Annotated in this window: 10 protein-coding genes; 7 read left to right on the top strand and 3 right to left on the bottom strand. The window is 71.3% G+C overall.

From position 1 onward, the window contains the following. Positions 1 to 30 precede the first annotated feature (30 nt). Positions 31 to 1,398: an alpha-2,8-polysialyltransferase family protein gene (locus tag HOY81_RS15490; RefSeq protein WP_237320989.1), complete on the bottom strand. Its 1,368-nt coding sequence runs from the start codon at positions 1,396 to 1,398 to the stop codon at positions 31 to 33. Next, positions 1,398 to 2,375: a glycosyltransferase family 2 protein gene (locus HOY81_RS15485; protein ID WP_237320988.1), complete on the bottom strand. Its 978-nt coding sequence runs from the start codon at positions 2,373 to 2,375 to the stop codon at positions 1,398 to 1,400. The genes HOY81_RS15490 and HOY81_RS15485 overlap by 1 nt, the downstream gene beginning before the upstream one ends. A 223-nt stretch (positions 2,376 to 2,598) precedes the next feature. Here HOY81_RS15485 and HOY81_RS15480 point away from each other — a divergent pair, with 223 nt between their 5' ends. From HOY81_RS15480 to HOY81_RS15465, 4 genes are all read left to right on the top strand, one after another. Then, a complete protein-coding gene (locus HOY81_RS15480; protein ID WP_237320994.1) occupies positions 2,599 to 3,984 on the top strand; it encodes a DUF6716 putative glycosyltransferase in 1,386 nt (461 codons plus the stop codon). A gap of 155 nt (positions 3,985 to 4,139) precedes the next feature. Further along, positions 4,140 to 5,582, top strand: a complete 1,443-nt coding sequence (locus tag HOY81_RS15475; RefSeq protein ID WP_237320987.1) for an acylneuraminate cytidylyltransferase — start codon at positions 4,140 to 4,142, stop codon at positions 5,580 to 5,582. A 29-nt stretch (positions 5,583 to 5,611) separates the two neighbouring features. Continuing rightward, the gene (locus tag HOY81_RS15470; RefSeq protein WP_237320986.1) at positions 5,612 to 6,550 is read left to right on the top strand and encodes an N-acetylneuraminate synthase family protein; all 939 of its coding nucleotides are present in this window, start codon (positions 5,612 to 5,614) and stop codon (positions 6,548 to 6,550) included. Between the two features lie 217 nt (positions 6,551 to 6,767). Then, positions 6,768 to 8,054, top strand: a complete 1,287-nt coding sequence (locus HOY81_RS15465; RefSeq protein ID WP_237320985.1) for a hypothetical protein — start codon at positions 6,768 to 6,770, stop codon at positions 8,052 to 8,054. Positions 8,055 to 8,080: 26 nt separating this feature from the next. Here the strand turns inward: HOY81_RS15465 and HOY81_RS15460 are convergent, their stop codons facing one another. Beyond that, on the bottom strand, positions 8,081 to 10,126 hold the full coding sequence (locus HOY81_RS15460; protein WP_237320984.1) for a glycosyltransferase family 2 protein: 2,046 nt from the start codon (positions 10,124 to 10,126) through the stop codon (positions 8,081 to 8,083). Positions 10,127 to 10,441: 315 nt separating this feature from the next. Here HOY81_RS15460 and HOY81_RS15455 point away from each other — a divergent pair, with 315 nt between their 5' ends. From HOY81_RS15455 to HOY81_RS15445, 3 genes are all read left to right on the top strand, one after another. Then, positions 10,442 to 11,908 (top strand): FG-GAP and VCBS repeat-containing protein, encoded by a 1,467-nt coding sequence (locus HOY81_RS15455; protein WP_237320983.1) that lies wholly within the window; start codon positions 10,442 to 10,444, stop codon positions 11,906 to 11,908. Positions 11,909 to 11,967: 59 nt separating this feature from the next. Then, the gene (locus HOY81_RS27595) at positions 11,968 to 15,603 is read left to right on the top strand and encodes a LamG domain-containing protein (RefSeq protein ID WP_237320982.1); all 3,636 of its coding nucleotides are present in this window, start codon (positions 11,968 to 11,970) and stop codon (positions 15,601 to 15,603) included. A gap of 83 nt (positions 15,604 to 15,686) precedes the next feature. Next, positions 15,687 to 22,628 carry a polymorphic toxin-type HINT domain-containing protein gene (locus HOY81_RS15445; protein WP_237320981.1) on the top strand — a complete coding sequence of 2,314 codons (6,942 nt, stop codon included), beginning with the start codon at positions 15,687 to 15,689 and terminating at the stop codon, positions 22,626 to 22,628. The last annotated feature ends 47 nt before the right edge of the window (positions 22,629 to 22,675 follow it).

Genomic DNA, 22,675 nt, shown 5'->3' with positions numbered 1-22,675 from the left:
CGGCGGCCCCGGCCGCCCGCCGCGCGGGGCTCAGCGCCGCGCCGCCCGCTTCAGCGCCCGGGCCCGGCGCGCCACCCGGCGCACCGTGGGGTTCCGCGGCAGGAAGGCGAGCTGCGACGGCACGGCACCCGGCAACGCCAGTGAGGTCAGCCGGCGCTTCTTGAAGTACCGCCAGGTGCTCGCGGTCAGCCGGGTCGACAGATAGCGCTCCGCCTCCGGGCGCAGGCCCGGGTGGATCTGCGACTGCATGCAGTAGCCGACCGTCCGCACCAGCCCGGAGACCTCGCCCGCCAGCCGCTCCTCGTCCGGCGGGGTCCAGGCGCGTACGGCGGCCGGGTCCGCCAGGTCCGGCAGCAGCGCGTCCACCAGCGTGACCGGCACGCGGTTGCTGTTCTGGTACGGGGCCAGCCGTTCCAGCAGCAGCTCCGTGCCGGTCCGCGCCACCGGCAGCCCGTAGCAGGCGCTCGCGGTCAGCAGCGCGGTGGAGAAGCAGCCCGCCACCAGCGCCGGGCGCATCCGCGCGTACAGCACCTCCGCGAGCACCGGCGCCGCGATCACCCGCAGCTCCACGCCCAGCTCGCCCGCCTCCTTCTCCAGGGCCCGGGAGAAGCGGGCGGGCGCCACCGGATGCGGCTTGAACACCACCCGGCGGTGCCCGAGCGCCGCCGCGCCCCGCAGCATCCGCACATGGAGCTGCTCCTCCTCCTCGGCGGAGAGGATGTCCAGCGCCGAGAGGTACTGGCCGAGCAGCAGCGCGCCGCCCGGCGCCTCCGCCACGACCTCCGCGACCGTCGGCGGCAGGTCCTCGGCCAGTTCCGCCAGCACCGCCGTGAACGCACCGGACGGCACGGTCTCCGGCGCCACGCCGAACTCGGTCAGCAGCAGCGGCTCCAGCCCCGGCAGCAGATCCGGGTGGAGCAGCCGGCGCACCCGGGTGCCGACCAGCGGGTCCAGCTTGTTGCGGGTGGGGCCGTAGCTCATCAGCCCGTCGGCGTAGACGTGCACCGGCGCGTCCGGGAAGAGCCGGCACAGCGCCAGCGCCGGGTCGACCTGGATCGACTCCACGACCAGCTCGACGGTGTCGCCGCGCTGCTCGCCGAGCCCCCAGAGGGAGCGCAGATGCCGTTCCCAGAGCGGCACGTCGTCGTTCCGGGGCGACCAGCCGCCCGGGTGGAAGGGGCGGATGGTCTCGTTCCAGGAGAGCACCCGGTCGAAGCGGCCCCGCAGCCGTTCGAAGCCCGGCATCCGGTCCAGGGCGGGCGTGGTCTCCGGAGTGGCGGCGTTGTTGCTCACCAGCAGCAGCCGCTGGTCCGCCGGGGCGAAGCGGCCCGCGTCCAGGGCGGCGGCCAGCGTCGCGGCGCCGTAGAGCGTGGAGGCGTAGAAGAGCTGCGTACGCATCAGGCGGCCGCCTCCCCACCGGTGACGGGACGCCGGCGCAGCCGGCGCAGCCGGGAGGCGCGCTGCACGTCCATCGAGTCCAGCGCGCCGTCGAGGACGTGCGAGGGCAGCCGGCGGAGCGCGGCGGCGCTGAGCCGGCGGAGCGTACGGGCCACCTGGGGTTCGAACCTTCCGCTGGTGAGATGGTGGGAGATGATGGCGCAGTAGGTGCGCACGGCCTTCGGCAACAGCACGTCGGCGTCCGGGTCCCGGGAGGTCTCCTCGATCACCTGGTCGAAGGCCCGGATGAAGTCGAGCTGCCGCACGTCCCCGATCTGGGTCAGGGAGGAGGCCACGCCCCTCCGGTAGAAGACGCCCAGCATCCCCACCACGGCGAACGACCGCGCCTCGCGGTGCAGCCGCCAGATCCACGGCCGGTCCTCCGCCGTGCGCAGCCCGTGCCGGAAGTGGAGCAGGCCGTCGTCCAGCAGCCGGCGGTGGTAGATGCCCGCCCAGGCGTAGGCGTAGTCCACGGAGGTCGTGCGGTCGGCCGGGAGGATGGCGTCCCGCGGGCGCAGCACCTCGCCGCGGCGGCCGTGCGGGACCCGGGCGAGCGTACGGCCGCGCCCGGTGCACTGGACATGGTCGGTGCGCAGGAAGTCGCAGCCCAGCTCCTCGGCGGCGGCGAGCAGCTCCGGGTAGTACCCCGGGGCCAGCCAGTCGTCGCCGTCCAGGAAGGTGACGTACTCGCCCGTGGCGGCGTCCAGGCCGGTGTTCCGCGCGGTGGCGAGCCCGCCGTTCTGCTCGTGTCTGATGAGCCGGGCGCCCGGGAGGTCGCGCCCGGCGCGCTCCAGGATCTCGGGGGTCCCATCGGTCGAGCAGTCGTCGACCAGCAGGAACTCGAAGTCCGGACGGCTGTTGGCGCGTAGGCTGCGCAGCGCGTCCTGGGCGTACGACTGCACGTTGTAGAACGGCACGATGACGGAGAGCTTAACCACCTGCGAGACGGTAGACGGCCCTCCGGCATCCGTTGTGACCGGTGCCGTACTCCCAGGTGAACGCGGCGTGGCGGAATCGTTAATTACCCTGCGCGACGGACCGGTTGGGATTTCGTCGGGGTGCTGTTAACCGTCTGTTGTAGTGGCGTTCGGCCGCGAATCGGAATGCCTTCCTAGCGTCCTATACGTGCCATCTTCTGTTCCACACCCCGCACGGGTCGCCGTGCTCGCCGATTCGGACACCCGCTGGAAGTGGGGAGCGCTCACCGCGCGCCGCCTCGCCCCCGACGCCCGGATCGACGGCCTGCTGCTGCGGGGCCGCGCGACCCCCACGCCCCGCCAGCTCGCCGAGGTGGGCGTGGAGGTGGACACCCTCCGCGAGGTCACCAGCGCGGAGTTCGTCCACGCGGCGGCGCGGCGGGACGCGTACGACATGGTGGTGCTCTCCTGCGTCGGCGGCGCCGTGCAGGCCATGCTGCACGGACTGGCCCGCGCCCTCGCCCCGGACGGCGACGCCGGGGCCGGCGAGGACACCGAGGTCCGGCGTCCGGTGCTGGTCACCGGCTATGTCGGCATCGTCTACGAGAAGCTCTCCGACGGGCTGCTGCTGCGGCACGGCGCCGACGTGGTGCTGGCCAACTCCCGGCACGACGCGAAGCGTTTCCGGGAGGTGTACGAGGGCGTCGGCGCCGACGCCGGCAGCGTCGTCGAGTGCGCGCTGCCCTTCCTGGACGGCGCCACCCCCGAGGCCGTACGGGCCGCCGTGCCAGGCCGGGCAGGAGCGGGACACCCGGGAGACCCGGCCGCCGCGGGGGTCGGCGCCCAGGAGCGCCCCTTCACCGTGACCTTCGCCGTGCAGCCCTCCGTGCCGGCCGGCCGCGCCGACCGCGCCTACCTGCTGCGCCGCGCCACCGAGCACGCCCGTATCCACCCCCGACGCGAGGTGCTCATCAAGCTCCGCAGCAAGCCGGGCGAGCACACCACCCACATCGAGGAGCAGCCCTACCAGCGGCTGGCAGCCAAGCTCCCGGGCGGGCTGCCGCCCAACTGCCGGCTCGTCTACGGGCACATGGGCGAGGTGCTGGACCGCACCGACCTGCTGGTCACCGTCAGCTCCACCGCCGCGCTGGAGTCCCTGCACCGCTCCGTGCCGACCGCCGTCCTCACCGACCTCGGCGTCCGCGAGGCCCTGGGCAACCACCACTTCCTCGGCTCCGGCTGCTTCGCCTCCTGGGACGAGCTCGACTCCGGTCACCTGCCCAAGGCCGACCCGGAGTGGACCGCCCGGCAGGGCGTCCACCCGCACGGCGGCTACGCCGCCGCCTTCGACGCCGCCCGGGCGCGCGTCGCCGAGCTGGCCGCGCGGGACACCCTCCCGCGGCCCGCCCCCTACTACACGCCGGCCACCGCGCCCGGCTACCTGCCCGGCATCCTCGCCCGCTACGGCCTGCGCCCCGACGGCAGCCCGCGGCCCGGCGCCGCGGACGCCGCCGACGACTCCGGCGTCCGCCGGGCGGTGCGCAACGCCGTCCGCGAGGCCGCGCGCGGCGCCTACCGGCACGGCGTCCAGCGGGTCGCGCCGGTCATCCGGCGCATGGGGGACCTGTGACCGGCCCCGCCCCGCACCACCCCGCGGTCCCCGGCCCGGACGCCGGAGCCGCAGCCCAGCCAGGTCCCGGCGGGCCGCCGCGCACGCCCCGGGACGCACCACCTCAGGCCGCCCCGGCGGCCGCACCGGCCGCACCGGCCGCGAAGGGAGCAACCATGGCCCGCACGGAGACCGCACGGGACACCGGTACGGGCGGACGAGCCACCGGCGCCGGCGGGCCGGACGCGGGCAGACCTGCCGGACCGGACGCGGGCGGAGACGCGGGCAGAGGGGACGCGGGCAGACCCGCCGGAGCGGACGCGGGCAGCCCGGACGCCGCCGCGGCCCCCGCCGCCGGCCCCGGCGTCTCCGTCGTGCCCGACGGCGGCCGCCGCGTCCTCGCGGTCATCCCCGCCCGGGGCGGCTCCAAGGGCGTTCCCGCGAAGAACCTCGCCGAGGTCGGCGGCCGCCCGCTGGTCGCCCGCGCCGTCGCGGCCTGCCGCGGCGCCGGCCTGGTCACCGACGTCGCCGTCTCCACCGACGACCAGGCGATCGCCGCCGCGGCCCGGGCGGCCGGCGCCGAGGTCGTCGAGCGCCCGGCGGACATCGCCGGCGACCTGGCCACCAGCGAGGCCGCCGTGCTGCACGCCATGGACACCCACGAGGCCCGGCACGGGCGGACCGTGGACGTGGTGCTGCTGGTGCAGTGCACCAGCCCGTTCCTCACCGCGGAGGACGTCCAGGGCGTCTGCGCCGCCGTCGTACGGAACGGCGCCGACAGCGCGCTGACCGTCGCCCCCTTCCACGGTTTCGTCTGGCGCGACGACGCGGACCCGGAGCAGGCGCCGGAGCAGGCGCCCGGGCGGAGCGCCGCGCCCGCCGGCGGGTACGGCGTCAACCACGACAAGTCGTTCCGGCCGCGCCGCCAGGACCGCCCGCAGGACCTGCTGGAGACCGGCGCCGCGTACGCCATGGACGCCGCCGGGTTCCGCAAGGCCGGGCACCGCTTCTTCGGCCGTACCGACCTGGTCCGTACGGACCCCGCGCGGGTGCTGGAGGTCGACGACCCGCACGACCTGGCGCGCGCCCGCGCCCTCGCGCCGCTGCTGGACGACGCCGGCGCGGACGGCGCACCCGCGCCCCGGCCGCGCCGGGAGGACATCGACGCGGTCGTTCTCGACTTCGACGGCACCCAGACCGACGACCGGGTGCTCGTCGACTCCGAGGGACGGGAGTTCGTCGCGGTGCACCGCGGCGACGGCCTCGGCATCGCCGCGCTCCGCCGCGACGAGCTGAAGCTGCTCATCCTGTCCGCGGAACAGAACCCGGTCGTCGCCGCCCGCGCACGGAAGCTCCGGATCCCCGTGCTGCACGGCGTCGACCGGAAGGACCTCGCCCTCAAGCAGTGGTGCGAGGAACAGGGCATCGCGCCGGAGCGCGTGCTCTACGTCGGAAACGACGTCAACGACCTGCCCTGCTTCGGCCTCGTCGGCTGGCCCGTCGCGGTCGGCAGCGCACACGACGTCGTACGCGGCGCAGCCCGCGCGGTCACCGCCGCACCAGGTGGTGCGGGCGCGATCCGCGAGATCGCCTCGTGGATCCTCGGCCCCTCCCTGTAGCAGCCCGTCAACCAGAAAGACGCTTGATCATGACGACCAGCCCCCGCACCCGCGCCCTCGGCGACAAGCTCGTCGGCCCCGGCCACCCCGTCTACGTCACGGGCGAGATCGGCATCAACCACAACGGTGAGCTGGAGAACGCCTTCGCGCTCATCGACGCCGCCGTGGAGGCCGGCTGCGACGCGGTCAAGTTCCAGAAGCGGACGCCCGAGATCTGCACCCCGCGCGACCAGTGGGACATCGAGCGCGACACCCCCTGGGGCCGGATGACCTACATCGACTACCGCCACCGCGTGGAGTTCGACGAGGAGGGCTACCGGGCGATCGACGAGCACTGCAGGAAGAAGGGCATCCACTGGTTCGCCTCGCCCTGGGACACCGAGGCCGTCGCCTTCCTGGAGAAGTTCGACATCCCCGCGCACAAGGTGGCCTCCGCCTCGCTCACCGACGACGAGCTGCTGCGCACGCTGCGCGCCACCGGCCGCACGATCGTGCTCTCCACCGGCATGTCGACGCCCAAGCAGATCCGGCACGCCGTCGAGGTGCTCGGCAGCGAGAACATCCTGCTCTGCCACGCCACCTCGACCTACCCGGCCAAGGCCGAGGAGCTCAACCTGCGGATGATCCACACCCTGCAGAACGAGTTCCCGAACGTGCCGATCGGCTACAGCGGCCACGAGACCGGTCTCCAGACCACCCTCGCCGCCGTCGCCCTCGGCGCCACGTTCGTCGAGCGCCACATCACCCTGGACCGCGCCATGTGGGGCTCCGACCAGGCCGCCTCCGTGGAGCCCGGCGGCCTGCAGCGGCTGGTCCGCGACATCCGCACCATCGAGGAGTCGCTCGGTGACGGCGTGAAGAAGGTGTACGAGAGCGAGCTGGCCCCGATGAAGAAGCTCCGCCGGGTCAAGGGCGTCGTCGCCGAGACCGAGGAGCAGGACGCGGACAGCCGGCCCGCCACGGTCTGATCGGCGGAGCACGTTGAGAGACACCGTCAGAGCCCCCGAACCGGACCCGCGGCACACCCCCGGCGGGCCGCCGCCGGGCGCGGCGCCGCCGCACCCCGGTGCGGTGGGCCCGGGCCCCGGCACGGGCGCCCCCGGGGCGGGGGCCGGCCTGTCCGGCGCGGCACCGGGCACGGCTCCGGCGTCCGCGGCCACGGGGCGCCTCGGCGAGGCGGGCCCGGTGGACACCCTGGCCTTCGTCGAGAGCCCGGTGCAGTTCCTCAACGTGCTCGAATGGGCGTACACCAGCGCCCTCCACCCGGCGACGCGGCGCCCTCCCGGAACGGCGGGCGCCGCACCCGGGGGCGGCGGCTCCGGGGGCCCGGGTTCCGAGGGTTCCGGCGCTGCCGGCTCCATGTCCGCGGAGTCGGGCCCCGGGGCCCCGGACTCAGCGAGCTCCGCGAGTTCCGGCCTTCCGGCCTCCCTGCCCGGGAGGCCCGGGTCCCACGGCACGGGCACCGGCACCGGCCCTGGTCACGGCACCGGCACCGGCTCCGCGGGCGCGCCCGCCGTACCGCCGATGACCGTCGTGGTGCTCCCGCCCGTGGACCCGATGACCCGGGGCCAGCTCCGCCGGGTGGCGGAGCTGGCCCGGGACGAGGGCCACACCGTGCAGTGGGCGGAGGCCCGCGGCGGCGCCGCCCCGCTGAAGACCGTCGGGGCACTCGCCCGCCCCCTCCGCCGCGCCTCCCGGGTCGTCATAGGCGACCCGTTCTCCCGCTATGTGCAGCTCCTGCTCACCCTCACCACCGCCCCCGAGGTCGTGGTGGTCGACGACGGCACCGCGACCATGGAGTTCGTGCAGCAGCTCGCCCGCGGCGAACGCCTCACCCGCTGGCACCGCAGCGGCTCCGGCGGCCCCGGCGCCGCCCTCTTCGCCCCGGTCTCCCGCCGGGCCCGCTCCCGGCTCACCCCGTCCGGCTCCCGCCGGGTCGAGATCTTCAGCTCGATGCCGGTCGAGAAGGCCGTCGCCGAACTCGGGGTCACCGCCGGCGTCAACGACTTCGCCTGGACCCGCGCCCGCTTCGGCCCGCCCCGGCTCACCGGGGGCACGGACCTGGTCGGCACCTCGCTCGTGGAGACCGGCGTGGTCGACCTCGACCGCTACCTCCAGGCGGTGCGCTCCCTCGCCCGTACGCACGGCGCCACCCGCTACTTCGCGCACCGCCGGGAGAGCACCGAGAAGCTGCACCGGGTCACCGAGGAGACCGGCATGGAGATCGTCCGGCCCGACCTGCCGCTGGAACTCGTCGCGCGCCGCGGCCCCATCGGGCGGACCATCCTGAGCTTCCCCTCGACCGTCGTGCACACCCTGCCGCTGGCCCTGGCGGGCACCCCGGTGCAGGTCGCCGTCTGCGACATCGACCCGGCCTGGCTCACCGACTCCGCCTCGCCCCGCGCCCAGGGCTTCCTCTCCGGCGTCACCACCACCGCCCCCGCCGTCACCCGCCTCCCGCACACGCGGTAACCCGTAGCGCGTGCCCGGACCCCGGGCTACCGCTTCAGGCGCCGCCGGAGCCCCGCGCCCGGGTCCACCCGCGCCACCCGCAGGACGAACGCCTCCCCGTCGCCGGGGACCTCCTTCGCGTACCAGGGAAGCCCGTACCGGCGCCACCGCGCCGGTGACAGCCCGCCGTCCGGCGGCACCGGCAGCGACCACGACGTCCGCCCCTCGCCCAGCCGGAGCGACAGGCGCCAGTCCCCCTTCAGACCGCTCAACGGCAGCCGGGCGCGGAACCCCCCGCCCTCCGTGGTCTCCGCCGGGACGGAGACCACCGCGCCGTCCGCGGTGCTCACCGCCCGCAGCACCAGGGCCCCGGCGGGGAGGTCCGCCACCTCGCAGCGCCCGTCCACCACCAGGGCCGTCCCGCGTTCGGCCGACCAGCCGACCTGGCCGGCCGCCAGCAGCGGGAGGAGCCGGTGCTTCCGCTCGCCGATGTCGAGCGTCAGATTGCCCTGCACCGTGAAGTAGGAGGTCGCCGCGAAGACGGAGTCCCCGGCGGGGTCCCGCAGCACCTGCGTCACCGGCGCGGACGCGACCCCCGGAAGACGCCGGGCGCCGAGTCGTATGCGTCTGGTGACGCCCTCCGAACCGACGTCCAGCGAGACGTCCCACAGGCCGTCCGGCAGCCGGTCGCCCTCGGCCGCCGTAGCGGGGTCGATCGTCGCGACGAACCCCGCGCGGCTGTGGTCGCCGTCGTCCCCCTCCGTGCCGCTGCCGAGTCCCGGCGTTCGGGTCGCCTCGACCGGCACCCGGAACTCCCGCTCCTCGCCCCGCTCCCGCAGCACGACCTCGGTGCAGGGCTGCCGCGTGCCGAGCGGCGTCAGACAGGCGTGGCCGGTCAGGGTGATCCGTCCCCCGTGCGCCGCACAGGTGTCGAGCCGGTGCCTCGCCTTCAGCTCGTCCGTCACGTCGTACAGGTCGTCCGGGAGGGGCAGCTCCGGGTCCCTGAAATGCGGATAGCGGGCATACACCCGCCCGTCCTCGACCACCGTCGTGAGGGGCCGCGCCATCCCGGACGCGGGTATCGCTATGCCGTAGCTCGTCGTCCCCCGCGCGATCTCGTCCTCCACCACGGAGACGAGAGCGTCGAGTTCGCCCTCCTCGACCAGGTGACACCGCAGCCTGTCGCCGGCGGCGAGCCGGGCCTTGACGCCCTCGCCGTACGAGAAGGCGAGCACGTCCTGCAGCGTTCTCAGGTGCTTCTGCCTGAGGCCCCGGTCCGGCTCGCGGGCCAGGTGCCGCAGGGTCTCGCGCAGATCGATGCTGAGGTGCCGGCTCAGCAGGAGGTCGCGCCCCGCACCGGGCTCGGTGTGCTCGCAGACCAGTTCCGTCATCGCGGTGAGGAAGGCCAGCCGGGACTCGGTGTCCTGCACCACGCTGGTGATGTTCGCGCCGTCCTCCCGGGCCACCCAGTACACGCAGTCATAGTCCGCGACAACGGATATCGCCTGCGCGTGCAGGTAGGCGGTGGCCGTGAACGGCTGGTCCTCCCCGATGGTCAGGTCGGTGCGGAAACGCAGTCCCAGTCGTTCTATCAGCTCGCGCCGGAAGAGTTTCAGCGGATTGAGCGTCCAGTAGACCCGGGAGTCGAACACCGTGGTGCGCGGCTGGTTCCGCCGGAACATGCGCGCCGGCGCAGTGCGGCCGCCCACACCGACCATGCGCCCCAGCACCACGTCCGACGCGTTGTCGTCGCCTGCCGCCACCATGCGTTCCAGGGCTTCGTCGCCCAGGTGGTCGTCGGCGTCCAGGAAGAAGACGTAGCGCCCGCGCGCCCGGTCCAGCCCGGCGTTCCGCGGTGCGGCGGGGCCGCCCGAGTTCTCCTGGTGGATCACGGTCATCGACCCGGGGTAGGCGTCCGCCAGCCGTTCGAGCTCCGGCCCGGTCGCGTCCGTCGACCCGTCGTCGACCGCCACGATCTCCACACGATCCGCCCCGAGACTCTGCGCCGTGACCGAGGTGATGCACCGCGTCAGGTAGGGCATGGCGTTGTACGCGCCGACGACCACGGTGACATCGGGGTTCCGCTCGGACATGCGCAGTCGACTCCACTCGCTCGGGACCGGCCAGCGCCCCGGTGTGCGGAGCGGACTGACGTGCAGGGGCGCAGCGAGTGTACGGAAGGTGCATGCATCGTGCAGACATGGGTGCTTCCTGTGGCGAATGCGATGACGAGCGCCCGCTGATCGTGATGATTCCGTGATGGCCGATCGGTCCAGATGTCCGACATGACCTCTTGTGAATACCTGGTGAAGGCTTCAAGATCGTCGGCCACAGTGGTCATCGAGGGGTGGAAGGCAGTAGTGACCAGGGTGGGAATGCGGCGCAGACATGTGGCATGGAGTATGGCGGTGTTCCTCGTCGCCACGGGACTGAGCGCCACCGGCTCGGCACCGGCTCTCGCCGCAGGTTGCTCCAGCTCGGTCTCCCCGGACTTCAATGGGGATGGCGCCCGCGATGCTGTCGTCGCCGACCCGGAAGCGACCGTCGCCGGCGTGACGGAAGCGGGCGCGCTCCACATCGTCTACGGCGACGGCGAGGTGGTGAACCTCACCCAGGAGTCGGCCGGCATCCCCGGCGTCCCGGAGAAGGGCGACCGTTACGGCCAGGCCATCGCCGTGGGCGACCTCAACTCCGACGGCTGCAGCGACCTCGTCGTGGGCACGCCTTATGAGGACATCGGCACCGAGGCGGACGCCGGCGCTGTCCACGTCGTCTACGGAGCCGAAGGCGGTCTGAACAGCGGGCCGAGCGTCACCGAGTACGTGCAGGGCTCGGGCGGCGGCACGGTGGGCAATTCGGTAGCCGAAGCCGGCGACACGTTCGGCTACTCGGTCGCTGCCGGCGACACGGCGTCCGGTGAGCCGTACCTGCTGATGGGTGTCCCCGGCGAGGACATCGGAGATGTCGTCGATGCCGGGTCCGCCCACTACATCCGGAACGGCGTCGACGCCGCCATCCACCAGGACAAGACCGGGATGCCGAATCCCTCGGAGCAGGACGACCGGTTGGGGTTCGCCGTGGCCGCCTCTCCCCGACACATCGCCCTCGGCAGGCCCGGTGAGAACGGCTTCGCGGGCAACGTGGTGATCCTCAGCCACACCGTCGACAGCAACGGCTTGCCCACCACAGTCGCCGGCATCGACCAGAGCACCCCGGGGATCAACGGAGCTGAGGAACCGGGCGACCGCTTCGCCACTTCTCTCACCGTCGTGCCGTACGGCGGTGACGCACCCGGCGACTCCATCGTCGTGGTGGGGGTCCCCTACGAGGACACGTCGACCGGAGAGGACGCCGGGCGGGTGGTGTCCCTCCATGTCACCGCCGCAGGCCAGGTGGTGCAACTCGAGGACATCCATCAGTCGGTTGCGGGGGTCACCGGGGTCGGAGAGGACGGCGACTACTTCGGCCAGCAGATCACCGCCGTGAACCGCGACCCCGGCGCTCCCGGGTCCACCGATACCGCGCTGCTGGCCGTGGGGATCCCCGGCGAAGACATCGACGAGACGCAGGACGCGGGGTCGATCGAAGTGTTCCCCCTGCTCGGCGCTCCAGGCGACCACGAAGTGGTCGTGGAGCCGGGGACGGTCGGCCTGCCCGGCCAGGCGGATGCACACGAGTACCTCGGCACCAGTATCCGCGCGAAGGGGAACAGCCTCTACGTCGGCGTGCCCTACGGCCCGGACACCGACCGCGCTGCGCACTCCGTGCCCTGGGGCAACATCCTCGACGGCGGCGCCGCAATCGTCACGTCGTGGACGCCCGGACAGGACGGCGTCCCGGCGGGCGGCACCGCATTCGGGGCGGTGGTCCTGTGAAGACCCGCAGACATGACGCCCACAGCACCTCCGACCACACCACGTGGGGAAACAGGCTCGTGAACAACAGTGCGAGGCGCAGTGGGCGCGGCGCCCTGCGAGTGGCGACGGTCATCGGCGCCCTGACCGCCCTGCTGACCTCCGGCAGTGTGCTGCCGTCCTCTTCCGACGACACCGTCCTTGCGGGAAGCGCCGCCTCGGCGCCCCAGGAGGCGTCCGCGGTCGAATACGCGCCCGTCCAGCAGACGGAGGGCCAAGCGCAGGCCGCTGCCGCAGCCAACGAAGAGCCCGTGGAAGTCGCCACGCTCCGTCAGGAACGCCGTTCCGTCTTCGCCAACCCGGACGGCTCCTTCACCGCGTACGAGTACACGAACCCCGTACGTGCGGTTCGTGACGGCACGTGGGTCCCCGTCGACGCCACACTGGTGCAGCGGCCGGATGGAAGCTGGGCGCCGAAGGCTGCCACCATCGGTCTCTCGTTCTCGGACGGAGGAGACGGCCCCTTCGCCCGCATGGTCCGTACAGGCCGGGAGTACGCGCTCACCTGGCTGGGCGACTCGTTGCCCTCGCCGACCGTGCAGGGCGACACCGCCACCTACCCCGAGGTCATGTCAGGCGTCGACTTGGTGGTGCGTGCCGAACCCGACGGTTTTGCGCACATGCTCGTCGTGAAGACCGAAGAGGCTGCCTCCAACCCCGCTCTGGCCACGATCGAATACGGTGTGGACACCGAGGGGCTCACCCTGGAGAAGACGCCCGAAGGCGGCCTGCGCGCCGAGGACGCACAGGTCGGCGGCACCGTGCTGGAGGCGGGGCGTGCCGTGATGTGGGACTCGGCCCCCGCACGGACAGGCACCAGCGGGACGCAGGCGAGGGCGTTGATTGACGCCCCGCAGACCAGGCCGGCCGCCGACACGTCACAGAACCTCGTGCTCACGGACGGGCCCGGCCCGGGCAGCAGGCAGGCTCCGGTGCAGTTGGATGTGGGGAACGGCCGGCTGACACTCGCGCCGGAGCCCGAGCTTCTCACCGGCGCCGAGACGGTGTACCCCGTGGTCATCGATCCCACTCCGCGTACCACCTCGCGCTCTGCGTGGACGTCCGTGATGTCCGCCAGCCCGAACGAGCAGGACTGGAAGTACGGCGGTGACGCGGGCGTCGGGAAGTGCCCGGCGAACTACAACCCGAGTGGGTGCGCCGACGTCGGGGTGCGCCGGCTCCTGTTCACGATGCCCACCTCGTTCTACGACCAGAAGCAGATCGTGAAGGCCACCTTCTCGGCACGCGTCGCCCACGTCTACTGGGCGGACGCGACGGCTGAGCCCATCCGGCTGTACCGGCTCGGCGGTGCCGGCTACAACGTGACCTCCTCCAGCGACTGGGGCAACACCTCGGACGACTGGAACGATCACCTGACGACGGTGGACAGGAAGATCTACCCCACCGGCTGCTCCAGCCAGGCCAACCTGCATTTCGAGGGCGGGGAGCTCACCAGCGAGATCCAGGCGGCCGCCGACGGCGGCTGGTCGCGCATATCCCTGGGGCTCCGGGCCGGCGACGAGAGTTCCTACAGTGGCTGGAAGCGGGTATGCGGCAACGCGTACCTGAAGGTGCAGTACAACACGCCGCCCAAGCAGGTCGACCACCGGGACATGTCCTCGAGCCCGGGAGGCAAGTGCGTCTGGGGATCCGGGCGGCCCTACACCAACGAGCTCCCGCTGCTGAGCGCTGAGGCGCGCGATCCGGACCACACCTCCTCCCGCACCGACAAGGTGAAGATGCAGTTCGAGGTGGTCTGGACGGCTGCGGACGGGACGGAGCGGTCCTACCGGGAGAGCACCAGCTACAAGGCTCCCAACGAGGGGACGGCCTTCCGGGTGCGGATGAACGACGAGGTCACTGACGACCTCCAGGACGGCTCGGTCATCTACTGGTCGGCCCGCGCCTACGACGGTGACTCGTGGGGAGACTGGAGCTGGTCCGGCACTCCTCAGCGGTGCGAGATCGTCTACGACTCCACCCGTCCCGGAGCCCCAGCGGTCACCTCCGAGAAGTACCCGGACGACGAGGTGTGGCACCACGGTGTCGGTACGGCGGGGACCTTCACCTTCGCGCCCGACCCCGACGACAGCCTTCCCGACGACGACGTCGTCTCGTACGAGTACAGCTTCGACGGCGCTCCGGCGAAGACGGCCACCCCCGCCTCCGCGGGAGGTACCTCGTCGGTGACCTGGACCCCGGCATCGGCCGGACGTCACTGGGTGACGGTGACGTCGTTCGACCACGCTGGGAATGCCAGCGTGCCCGCCCAGTACGAGTTCCTGGTCACCGAGGGAAGGCCGGTGGTCGGCCAGTGGAATCTCGCCGACCCCGCAGGCAGCGACGTCGCGCATGACGAGTCGCTGGACTACCCCGCGACGCCCGGCTCGGGCGTGGAGTTCGGCCGTACCGGTCCGGGAGGAAAGATCGACTCAGCGGTGCGCCTCGACGGTAGCGCGAACGCCTACCTCGACGCAGAGGCGACCGTGCTGGACACCCGGGAGAGCTTCAGCGTCAGTGCATGGGCGCGGCCCACCGCACTCGACGGTGACATGGCCGTCGTCAGCCAGGACGGCAGCGGCAGGCCGGGTTTCCGCCTCGGTTATGACGCGACGGCCGAGGCGTGGCAGTTCGCGATGCCCGACTCCGACGTGACTGCGCTCGGCGACTGGGCGGCCACCGCAGACGTGACGGTGGTGCTCGACCAGTGGGTCCTGCTCACCGGTGTCTACGACGCCCACGCCACCGGCGGGCCCGAGATGAAGCTCTACGTCAACGACCAGCTCCAGGCCACCGCCAAGCGTCGCTCGGAATGGACCTCACACGGGGCACTGCAGATCGGCCGTGCCATGGCGAAGTCCGGCTACCGGGGCCACTTCACCGGCGACCTCGCCGGGGTGCGGGCCTTCGACCGGGTGCTGCCGCAGGCCCAGGTCGCAGAACTCATGACCGTCCGGCCGAAGCGCAAGGGCTACTGGCCGCTGGACGACGCCTCCAGTGGTTCGTCGGCGAACGTCGAGTCCGGGGGCGAACCGCTCTCACTGCAGGGTGACGCCGCGATCTACCAGCCGCAGGACCCGCTGTTCGACGAGCCGGCCCTCTCGGGCACTGGTCACCTCGCGCTGGACGGCGCCGGAGACTGGGCAGCCACGACATCGCCGCCGGTGACGGGGGAGAGCAGCTTCACCGTCGCCGCACGCGCGAAGCTGACGACCCTGGACCCGCAGGCGTCCCAGACGGTGTTGTCCCTCCCCGGAACCCTCGCGGACCGCGTCGATGTGCGGTACCAGGCGACCACCGGCCAGTGGGAGCTCTCCGTGGCGCAGACCGACTCCGCCGACGCCGAGGTCACCGTGGTCACCGACGACCAGCAACTACCGGTGACGGGCGGCTTCGGGCAGCACCTCGCCGTCGTTTATGACGCTTTCGGCAACGAGTTGCGCCTCTACGTCGACGGCGAGCTCACCTCGACCGCCCGCGCCGAGGACGACACGCTCTGGCCCGCCACCGGTGGTTTCCAGGTGGGGCGTTCCGCCGCGAGCGGAGGCAGTGCCTACTTCGCCGGCGCGCTCGACGAAGTGCGTGTGTATGCCGGCGCAGTCGATGCCGTGGGTGTCAGCCGCATGTTCGAGCTCACGCCCGACCCCGATCTGTAAACGCCGCCGTCCGGGACGGGGTGCCGCCGCCGAGGCCCCCGGCCCCGTCCCCGTAAACCGTCCTGTCGCCCAAGGGAGTTCTCGTGAAGGGCCTGCGCAGTCGGTCGCTCGCCGACCTCTTCCCGGCACGACTCAGACACCTGCTCGTGCCGGCGGTGAGCGTCGCGCTGCTCGCTGTCGGCTCCCAGCTGATACCGCTGGAGGGGCTGGGCGGGCCGGACAGGCCCGGTGTCCCCGACAGCGCCGAACCGGCGAACGGCCGACAGGCCGGGGCGCCACCACGTCCCGAGGACACCACCGAGGAAGCCGCCGTCCGCAGGCTCGCCTCGGCAGAATGGCCGGCGGACGGCAGCGCCGAGGTCGCCGTGGGCAGCAAGGCGAAGGCCGGGGGACTGCCGGTCTCCGTCTCGGCGACCGGCTCCGGTGAGGACGCGCCACGACAAGTGCGGGTGACCACTCTCGGCCGCAAGGCCGCCGAGCGGCTGGGCGTTGCGGCCGTCCTCAACGTCTCCCGGGCCGACGGTGTGGAGAAGCCGGGCAGGGTCGGCCTGACCGTGGACTACTCGGCGTTCGACGAGGCGTACGGCGGTTCCTACGGATCGCGTCTGCGACTGGTACAGCTCCCGGAATGCGCGACCCACGCCGCACCCGGTACCGAGGACTGTCCCGAACTGCCCCGCGCTCTGCAGACTCAGAACGACGGCGGCGAGCAGACCGTGTCGGCACAGGTCACCGCGAACCCTGCGCGCGAGGGAGTGACCACGCAGTCCGGCGAGGCGACCACACTCCTGGCCCTCGCGTCCGGTCCCTCGTCCGACAAGGGTGACTACAAGGCGACCCAGCTGTCACCATCCGCCGAGTGGAACGTCTCCACGTCGTCCGGCGCGTTCGCCTGGAACTACCCCTTCCGCAGCGTCCCCGTGCCGGGGGGCCTGGCGCCGTCCCTCGCGCTCAGCTACAGCTCCCAGACTGTGGACGGTCGCACCGCGGCGACCAACACACAGGGCTCCTGGATCGGCGAGGGCTTCGGACTCGAACCCGGGTACATCGAGCGAAGCTACAAGGCGTGCGCGGAAGACGGGCACGAGAACTCCGCGGAACAGTGCTGGGCGTACGACAACGCCACCATTCTCCTCAACGGAAGCTCGTCCCAGCTGATCAAGGACGACGACACCGGTGAGTGGCACCTGACCGGGGAGAACGGCGCGCGGGTCGAGAAGCGTGACGGAGCGGTGAACGGTGATGACAACGGCGAGTACTGGGTCGTCACCACGACCGACGGTACGGAGTACCACTACGGACGCAACCGTCTGCCGGGATGGAGCAGCGGTGACGAGACCACCTCGTCGACCTGGACCGCTCCGGTGTTCGGGGACGACGCCGGCGAGCCCTGCTACGACAGCACGTTCAGCCAGGCGCACTGCCGGCAGGCGTGGCGGTGGAACCTCGACTACGTCAAGGACACCCACGGCAACGTCATGTCCTACTTCTACGGGGCGGAGACCAACCACTACGCCCTGAACGGCAAGACCGACGTCGACGGCACGGCCTACCACCGCGGCGGCTACCTCAAGCGGATCGACTACGGGCAGCGCCACAACGAGGTGTACAGCACCCCGGCACCCGCGCGGGTGAAGTTCACCGTGAAGGAACGGTGCCTGCCGACTGCCGACTTCGACTGCGCGCCGAGCAAGCGGACCGAAGCGAACGCCTCCCACTGGCCGGACGTACCGATCGACCTGCAGTGCAAGGCCGGCACGCACTGCGACTCGACCCAGGCTGTCGCGTCCTTCTGGACCACCAAGCGCCTCACCGCGGTCACCACACAGATGAGGAAGGGCACCGCCTACGAGGACGTCGACGCGTGGCTGCTGGAACACAAGCTTCTCGACAACGGCGACGACTCCACGTCGCTGTGGCTCGCCTCGATCACCCACGAAGGCCGTGCCGGTGAAACAACCCTGACCACCCCCTCGGTCAAGCTCTACGGTGTCGCCAAGCCGAACCGGGTGGACAAGGACGGCGACAACATCGACGCCTTCCACCGGTACCGGCTCACCACCGTGCTCTCCGAAACCGGAGCGCAACTCGACGTCAACTATGCGTCGACCGAGTGCTCGCCCACCGCGCTCCCCGCACCGGGGGAGTCCACCAAACGCTGCTACCCGGTCAAGTGGGCACCACCCGGGCACATCGACCCGATCACCGACTGGTTCCACAAGTACGTCGTCGCCGAAGTCGTGCAGACCGACCGCACCGGCGGTGGCGACGACATGGTCACGCGCTACGACTACAACGGCCCGGCCGGGTGGCGTCACGCCGCGCCCGACGGCATCACCCCGGAGAAGTTCCTCACCTGGGGGCAGTGGCAGGGATACGGCGACGTGACCGTGACCAGTGGCGGTGAGGGGACGCCGCAGACCCGTGTCGACTACACCTTCCTTCAGGGCCTGGACGGCGACAAGCTGCCGGGCGGCGGTACACGCACCGAGACGGTCACCGACTCCACCGGGAAGACCTACACGGGACACGAGGCGTACACCGGCTTCCCGGTCGAGGCGCAGACCTATGCCGAGGGCGCGGTCGTCGCCAAGAGCATCAGCGAGCCCTGGAAGCACGTCACCGCCACCCAGACCAAGCCGTGGCACACCTCCCGCGCCACGGTGGTCGCCGCCGACGTCACACGTGGTTACACCAAGGTCGCCGACGGCTCCTGGCGGACCACCAAGTCGATCGACACCTACGACACGGAGACGGACACCGGGCGGCTGCTCCGCACCGACGACCTCGGCGACCTGTCCACGACCGAGGACGACAGCTGTACCCGTCTGTGGTACGCGGACAACCCGTCGGCGAACATCTACGACCTGCCGTCGCGGAGCGAAGCCGTGTCGGTCCGCTGCGGGGACACCCCGGACCGGGCCACGCAGGTCCTCGACGACGAGCGGGTCGCCTACGACGGCGGCGCGGTGGGCGACGCCCCCACCAAGGGCGACGTCACCGAGGTACAGCGGCTGACGGGCTACGTCGACGGACAGCCCCAGTACCAGACCACGGGGACCACGACCTACGACGCCCACGGCCGGCCGACCACACAGACCGACGCCTCGGGCGCGACGGGCACGGCGACCTACACCCAGACCGACGGCCTGACGACCGAGTCGAAGATCACCAACGCCCTCGGGCACGCCTACACGACGGTCTTCGCACCGGCCTGGGGCAAGCCGAAGGTGAAGATCGACGCCAACGGCAAGCGCACGGAGGTCGCCTACGACTCCTTCGGGCGCGTCACGTCCTACTGGCTCGCGGACCGTGCCCGGACCCAGACACCGAGCATCACGTACTCCTACCTGATCCGGCAGGACAAGCCGGTCGCCATCAAGACGGAGAAGCTCGAGGGCACCGGGGAGTACGGGACGGAGTGGAAGCTCTACGACTCCCTGCTGCGGCCCCGGCAGGAGCAGACGGAAGGCCCCGACGGCACCCGCATGGTGGCGGACGTCTTCTACGGCTCCACCGGCAAGGTGAAGCAGACCAACGAGACCTACAACGCGACCGGGGCTCCGGTCGACGAACTGCTGATCGTCAACGACGGTGAGGTCGGCGCCCAGACGGCCTTCGAGTACGACGCACTCGGCCGGAAGACGGCCGAGATCAGCCTGGTGTCCGGCGTCGAGCAGTGGCGTACCACCTACTCCCACGAGGGCGACCGGGTACACACCGACCCGCCGGCGGGCGGGACGCCCACGACGGCCATCACCGACGCGGCCGGGCAGATGGTGGAGCTCCGCCACTGGGAAGGCGGCACGCCCGGCGGCACCGGCCCCGGAGCGGGCTACACCTCCACCCAGTACACCTACACGCCCTCCGGCCAGTTGGAGACGGTCACAGACTCGGAGGGCAACGTCTGGACCAACGAGTACGACCAGCTCGACCGCAAGATCAAGACCATCGATCCCGACAGCGGTACGACCACGATCGAGTACGACGAACTCGACCAGCCGGTCGCGACAACAGACGCTCGCGGCAAGACGATCTCGACCGTGTACGACCTCCTCGGACGCCAGGTCTCCACCTGGGAGGGCGAGCCGAACACCGGCACCAAGCTGACCGAGACCCGGTACGACCGGGAGGGCCGGCTCGGCAAGGCGTGGGCCACCTTCCGCTACACCGGGAGCGGCGACTACTTCGCCACCGTGATCCAGGGCGTCAACGCCTTCTACCAGCCGCTGAAGACCGCCTACTCGGTCCCGGACTCGGAAGGCGCGCTGGCCGGCGTCTACACCTTCACGACGAGCTACCGCCGGGACGGAACGATCAGCGGGTACGGCATGCCCGCCGCCGGCGGCCTGTCGTCCGAGGCCGTGGCCCTGGCGTACGACGAGCTGCAGCGCCCGGTCTCCATGGTCGGCAAGACGTCGTACGTCGACGACGCCGTCTACTCCACCACCAGCCAGCTCCTCCAGCTGCAGATGTCGGCCACCGACGGCCCCTCGATCTGGCAGACCTTCGACTACGAGAAGGGCACCGAGCGGCTCAAGAAGGCCACTGTCGACATCGAGAACGTCACCGGCGCGGTCAAGTCGGCCCAGTACAGCTACGACCAGGCCGGAAACGTCCTGTCCATCTCCGACACCGCCGGGGCGGCCCCGGACGTCCAGTGCTTCGCCTACGACTCCAGGCAGCGCCTGAGCGAGGCCTGGACCCCGGCGGCGACCACCACCTCGGCCACCGGATCAGGCACGGTCGGAGGAGCCCTGGGCGGGTCGCGTCCGTCGGCGTGTTCCGCGGCTCCGGGCGAGTCGGCGCTGGGCGGGCCCGCGCCGTACTGGACGTCCTGGTCGGTGGACGCCATCGGCAACCGTACGCAGGAAGTCCGCCACGACGTCGGGCTGGACCCGGCGCAGGACATCACCCGCACCTACACGTACGGCGAGAACGGAGCCGGCCCGCACGCGGTGACCTCGGTCCGGGAGACCGAAGGCACCGTCACCCGTGGATACAGCTACTCCTACGACGCCACGGGAAACACCACCGAACGGGTCGTCGGCGGCAACACGCAGCAGCTCACCTGGAACTCCGAGGGCAAACTGACCAAGACCGTCGAAGCAGACGGCACCGAAGCCACCTACCTCTATGACGCGGGCGGCAGTCGCGTCGTGCGTCGCGACGCTCAAGGCACCACCGTCTACCTGCCCGGGATGGAACTGCACCAGCCCACGGGCAGCTCGGAGGTGAAGGCCACCCGCTACTACTCGTTCGCCGGGCAGACCGTCGCGATCCGCACCGATGACGGAAAGCTCTCCTTCTTCGCCGGAGACCACCACGGCACGGCGCAGCTGGCCATCGACGGGGCCACGGGCACCGTCAACCAGCGCCGCATGATGCCGTACGGCAACCCGCGCGGTGCGAAGCCGGCCGAGTGGCCGGGCGAAAAGGGCTTCGTCGGCGGCACGATCGACGAACAGACCGGCCTGACCCACATCGGGGCGCGCGAGTACGACCCGGATCTCGGCAAGTTCATCTCCGTCGACCCGATCATCGACCACACCCGGCCACAACAGGTCAACGGCTACGCGTACGCGAACAACAGCCCCGTCACCCTCTCGGACCCGACGGGCCTGATCGTCCCCGGGTGCGCGAACGGGACCATCAAGAACTGCACCGGCGGCGTCCCGGACGTGTCCAACAAGGACCCGCTGACGGGCGAGAAGCGCAACGTCAACGACGCGCAGGACACTCTCTCCCAGGCGCAGAGCAACCTGCACGACGCGCGTCAGACGACCTCGAACGCCGTCCGTGAGCTCGGCAAGATCGCCCTGGAGCTGACCGGCCTCGACGCGCCCATGGACTGCCTGTCCAGCGGCGACGTCGGTGCCTGTGTCGAGACCTTCCTCAGCCTCGTCGGGGGCGCGGGCTTCGTCGCCAAGGCGGCAGGCAAGATCGTCGTCAAGTACATCTTCAACTTCAACAAGGGACGCAAGCTCATCAAGCGGGTGTCAGGCCTGATCGACGACCTGATGAACGCGGACAAATACATAGCCCAGGCCGAACGGGCGGTCAAGGCAGCGAAGAAAGGCGTAGCCAAAGCCAAGGACAAACTCGGAAAGGCCCGCGCGAAACTCAAAGCGAGCAAGAAGAAGAAGGGTAAGGAAGAGACCGCCGGGGATTCCTGCGAGGTCAACAGCTTCAAGCCCGGAACCCTCGTCCTGATGGCCGACGGGACCAGCAAGCCCATCGAGGACGTGAAGCTGGGCGACAAGGTCGTGGCCACCGACCCCGAAACCGGCGAGACCTCGGTCGAGACCGTCACCGCCGAGATCCTCGGCAAGGGCAGCAAGCACCTCGTCGAGATCACGATCGACGCCACCCCGGGTGACGGTGACGCGGCCGACGCCGAGACCGTCACTGCGACGGACGGCCACCCCTTCTGGGTCGAAGGTCCCGACGAGTGGACCGACGCCACCGACCTCCAGCGCGGCGACTGGCTCCGCACCGGCGCCGGCACCCTCGTCCAGGTCACCGCGGTCGCCCGCTGGACCCAGCAGGCCACCGTCCACAACCTGACGGTCACCGACCTCCACACTTACTATGTGCTGGCGGGCGCTACGCCGGTCCTCGTTCACAATTGCGGCGAGGTGGCAGTCGACACGAATGCAGTGACGGATGCCCTCTCGGGCGCAAAGACCGCTGAAGTAGATGCCGCCTTGGCGGGGCGTGCCCCGGTGCTGTCGCCGACTGCTCATCGTGAACTACTCGAAGGTGGACACTCGGCAGATGCCATTGGTAGCTGGTTGTCGGAGCGGGGAGGACGCATGGGACCGGCTTCCACCAGCGAAGGCGTTGCTTCACTCCAGGCTCGCCTCAGGGGCATGTGGAAGGGTAAGTCCTTCAATCCGATGATTGCCGACGACGACGCTTCGGTCTTGCATTCGGCGATACAGGATGGATTGTCGATCATCACAAACGACAAGAGGTTCTATAAAAATATCGAAAGGCTCGGATATTCGAGTGAGCGATATTAGTTGATCATGCTGTTTGGGGTGCCCCGTGCTTGCTGGCTTGCGGGGCA

Origin of the sequence: Streptomyces sp. JJ36, assembly GCF_021696945.1 — a bacterium.
GTDB lineage: Bacteria > Actinomycetota > Actinomycetes > Streptomycetales > Streptomycetaceae > Streptomyces.
This window is presented reverse-complemented; position numbering and strand designations above follow the sequence as displayed.

Excerpts from the sequence above, each read along its gene's own strand:
- HOY81_RS15475 (WP_237320987.1), top strand. The coding sequence starts at position 4,140 with ATGGCCCGCACGGAGACCGCACGGGACACCGGTACGGGCGGACGAGCC.
- HOY81_RS15470 (WP_237320986.1), top strand. The coding sequence starts at position 5,612 with ATGACGACCAGCCCCCGCACCCGCGCCCTCGGCGACAAGCTCGTCGGC.
- HOY81_RS15460 (WP_237320984.1), bottom strand. The coding sequence starts at position 10,126 with ATGTCCGAGCGGAACCCCGATGTCACCGTGGTCGTCGGCGCGTACAAC.
- HOY81_RS15490 (WP_237320989.1), bottom strand. The coding sequence starts at position 1,398 with ATGCGTACGCAGCTCTTCTACGCCTCCACGCTCTACGGCGCCGCGACG.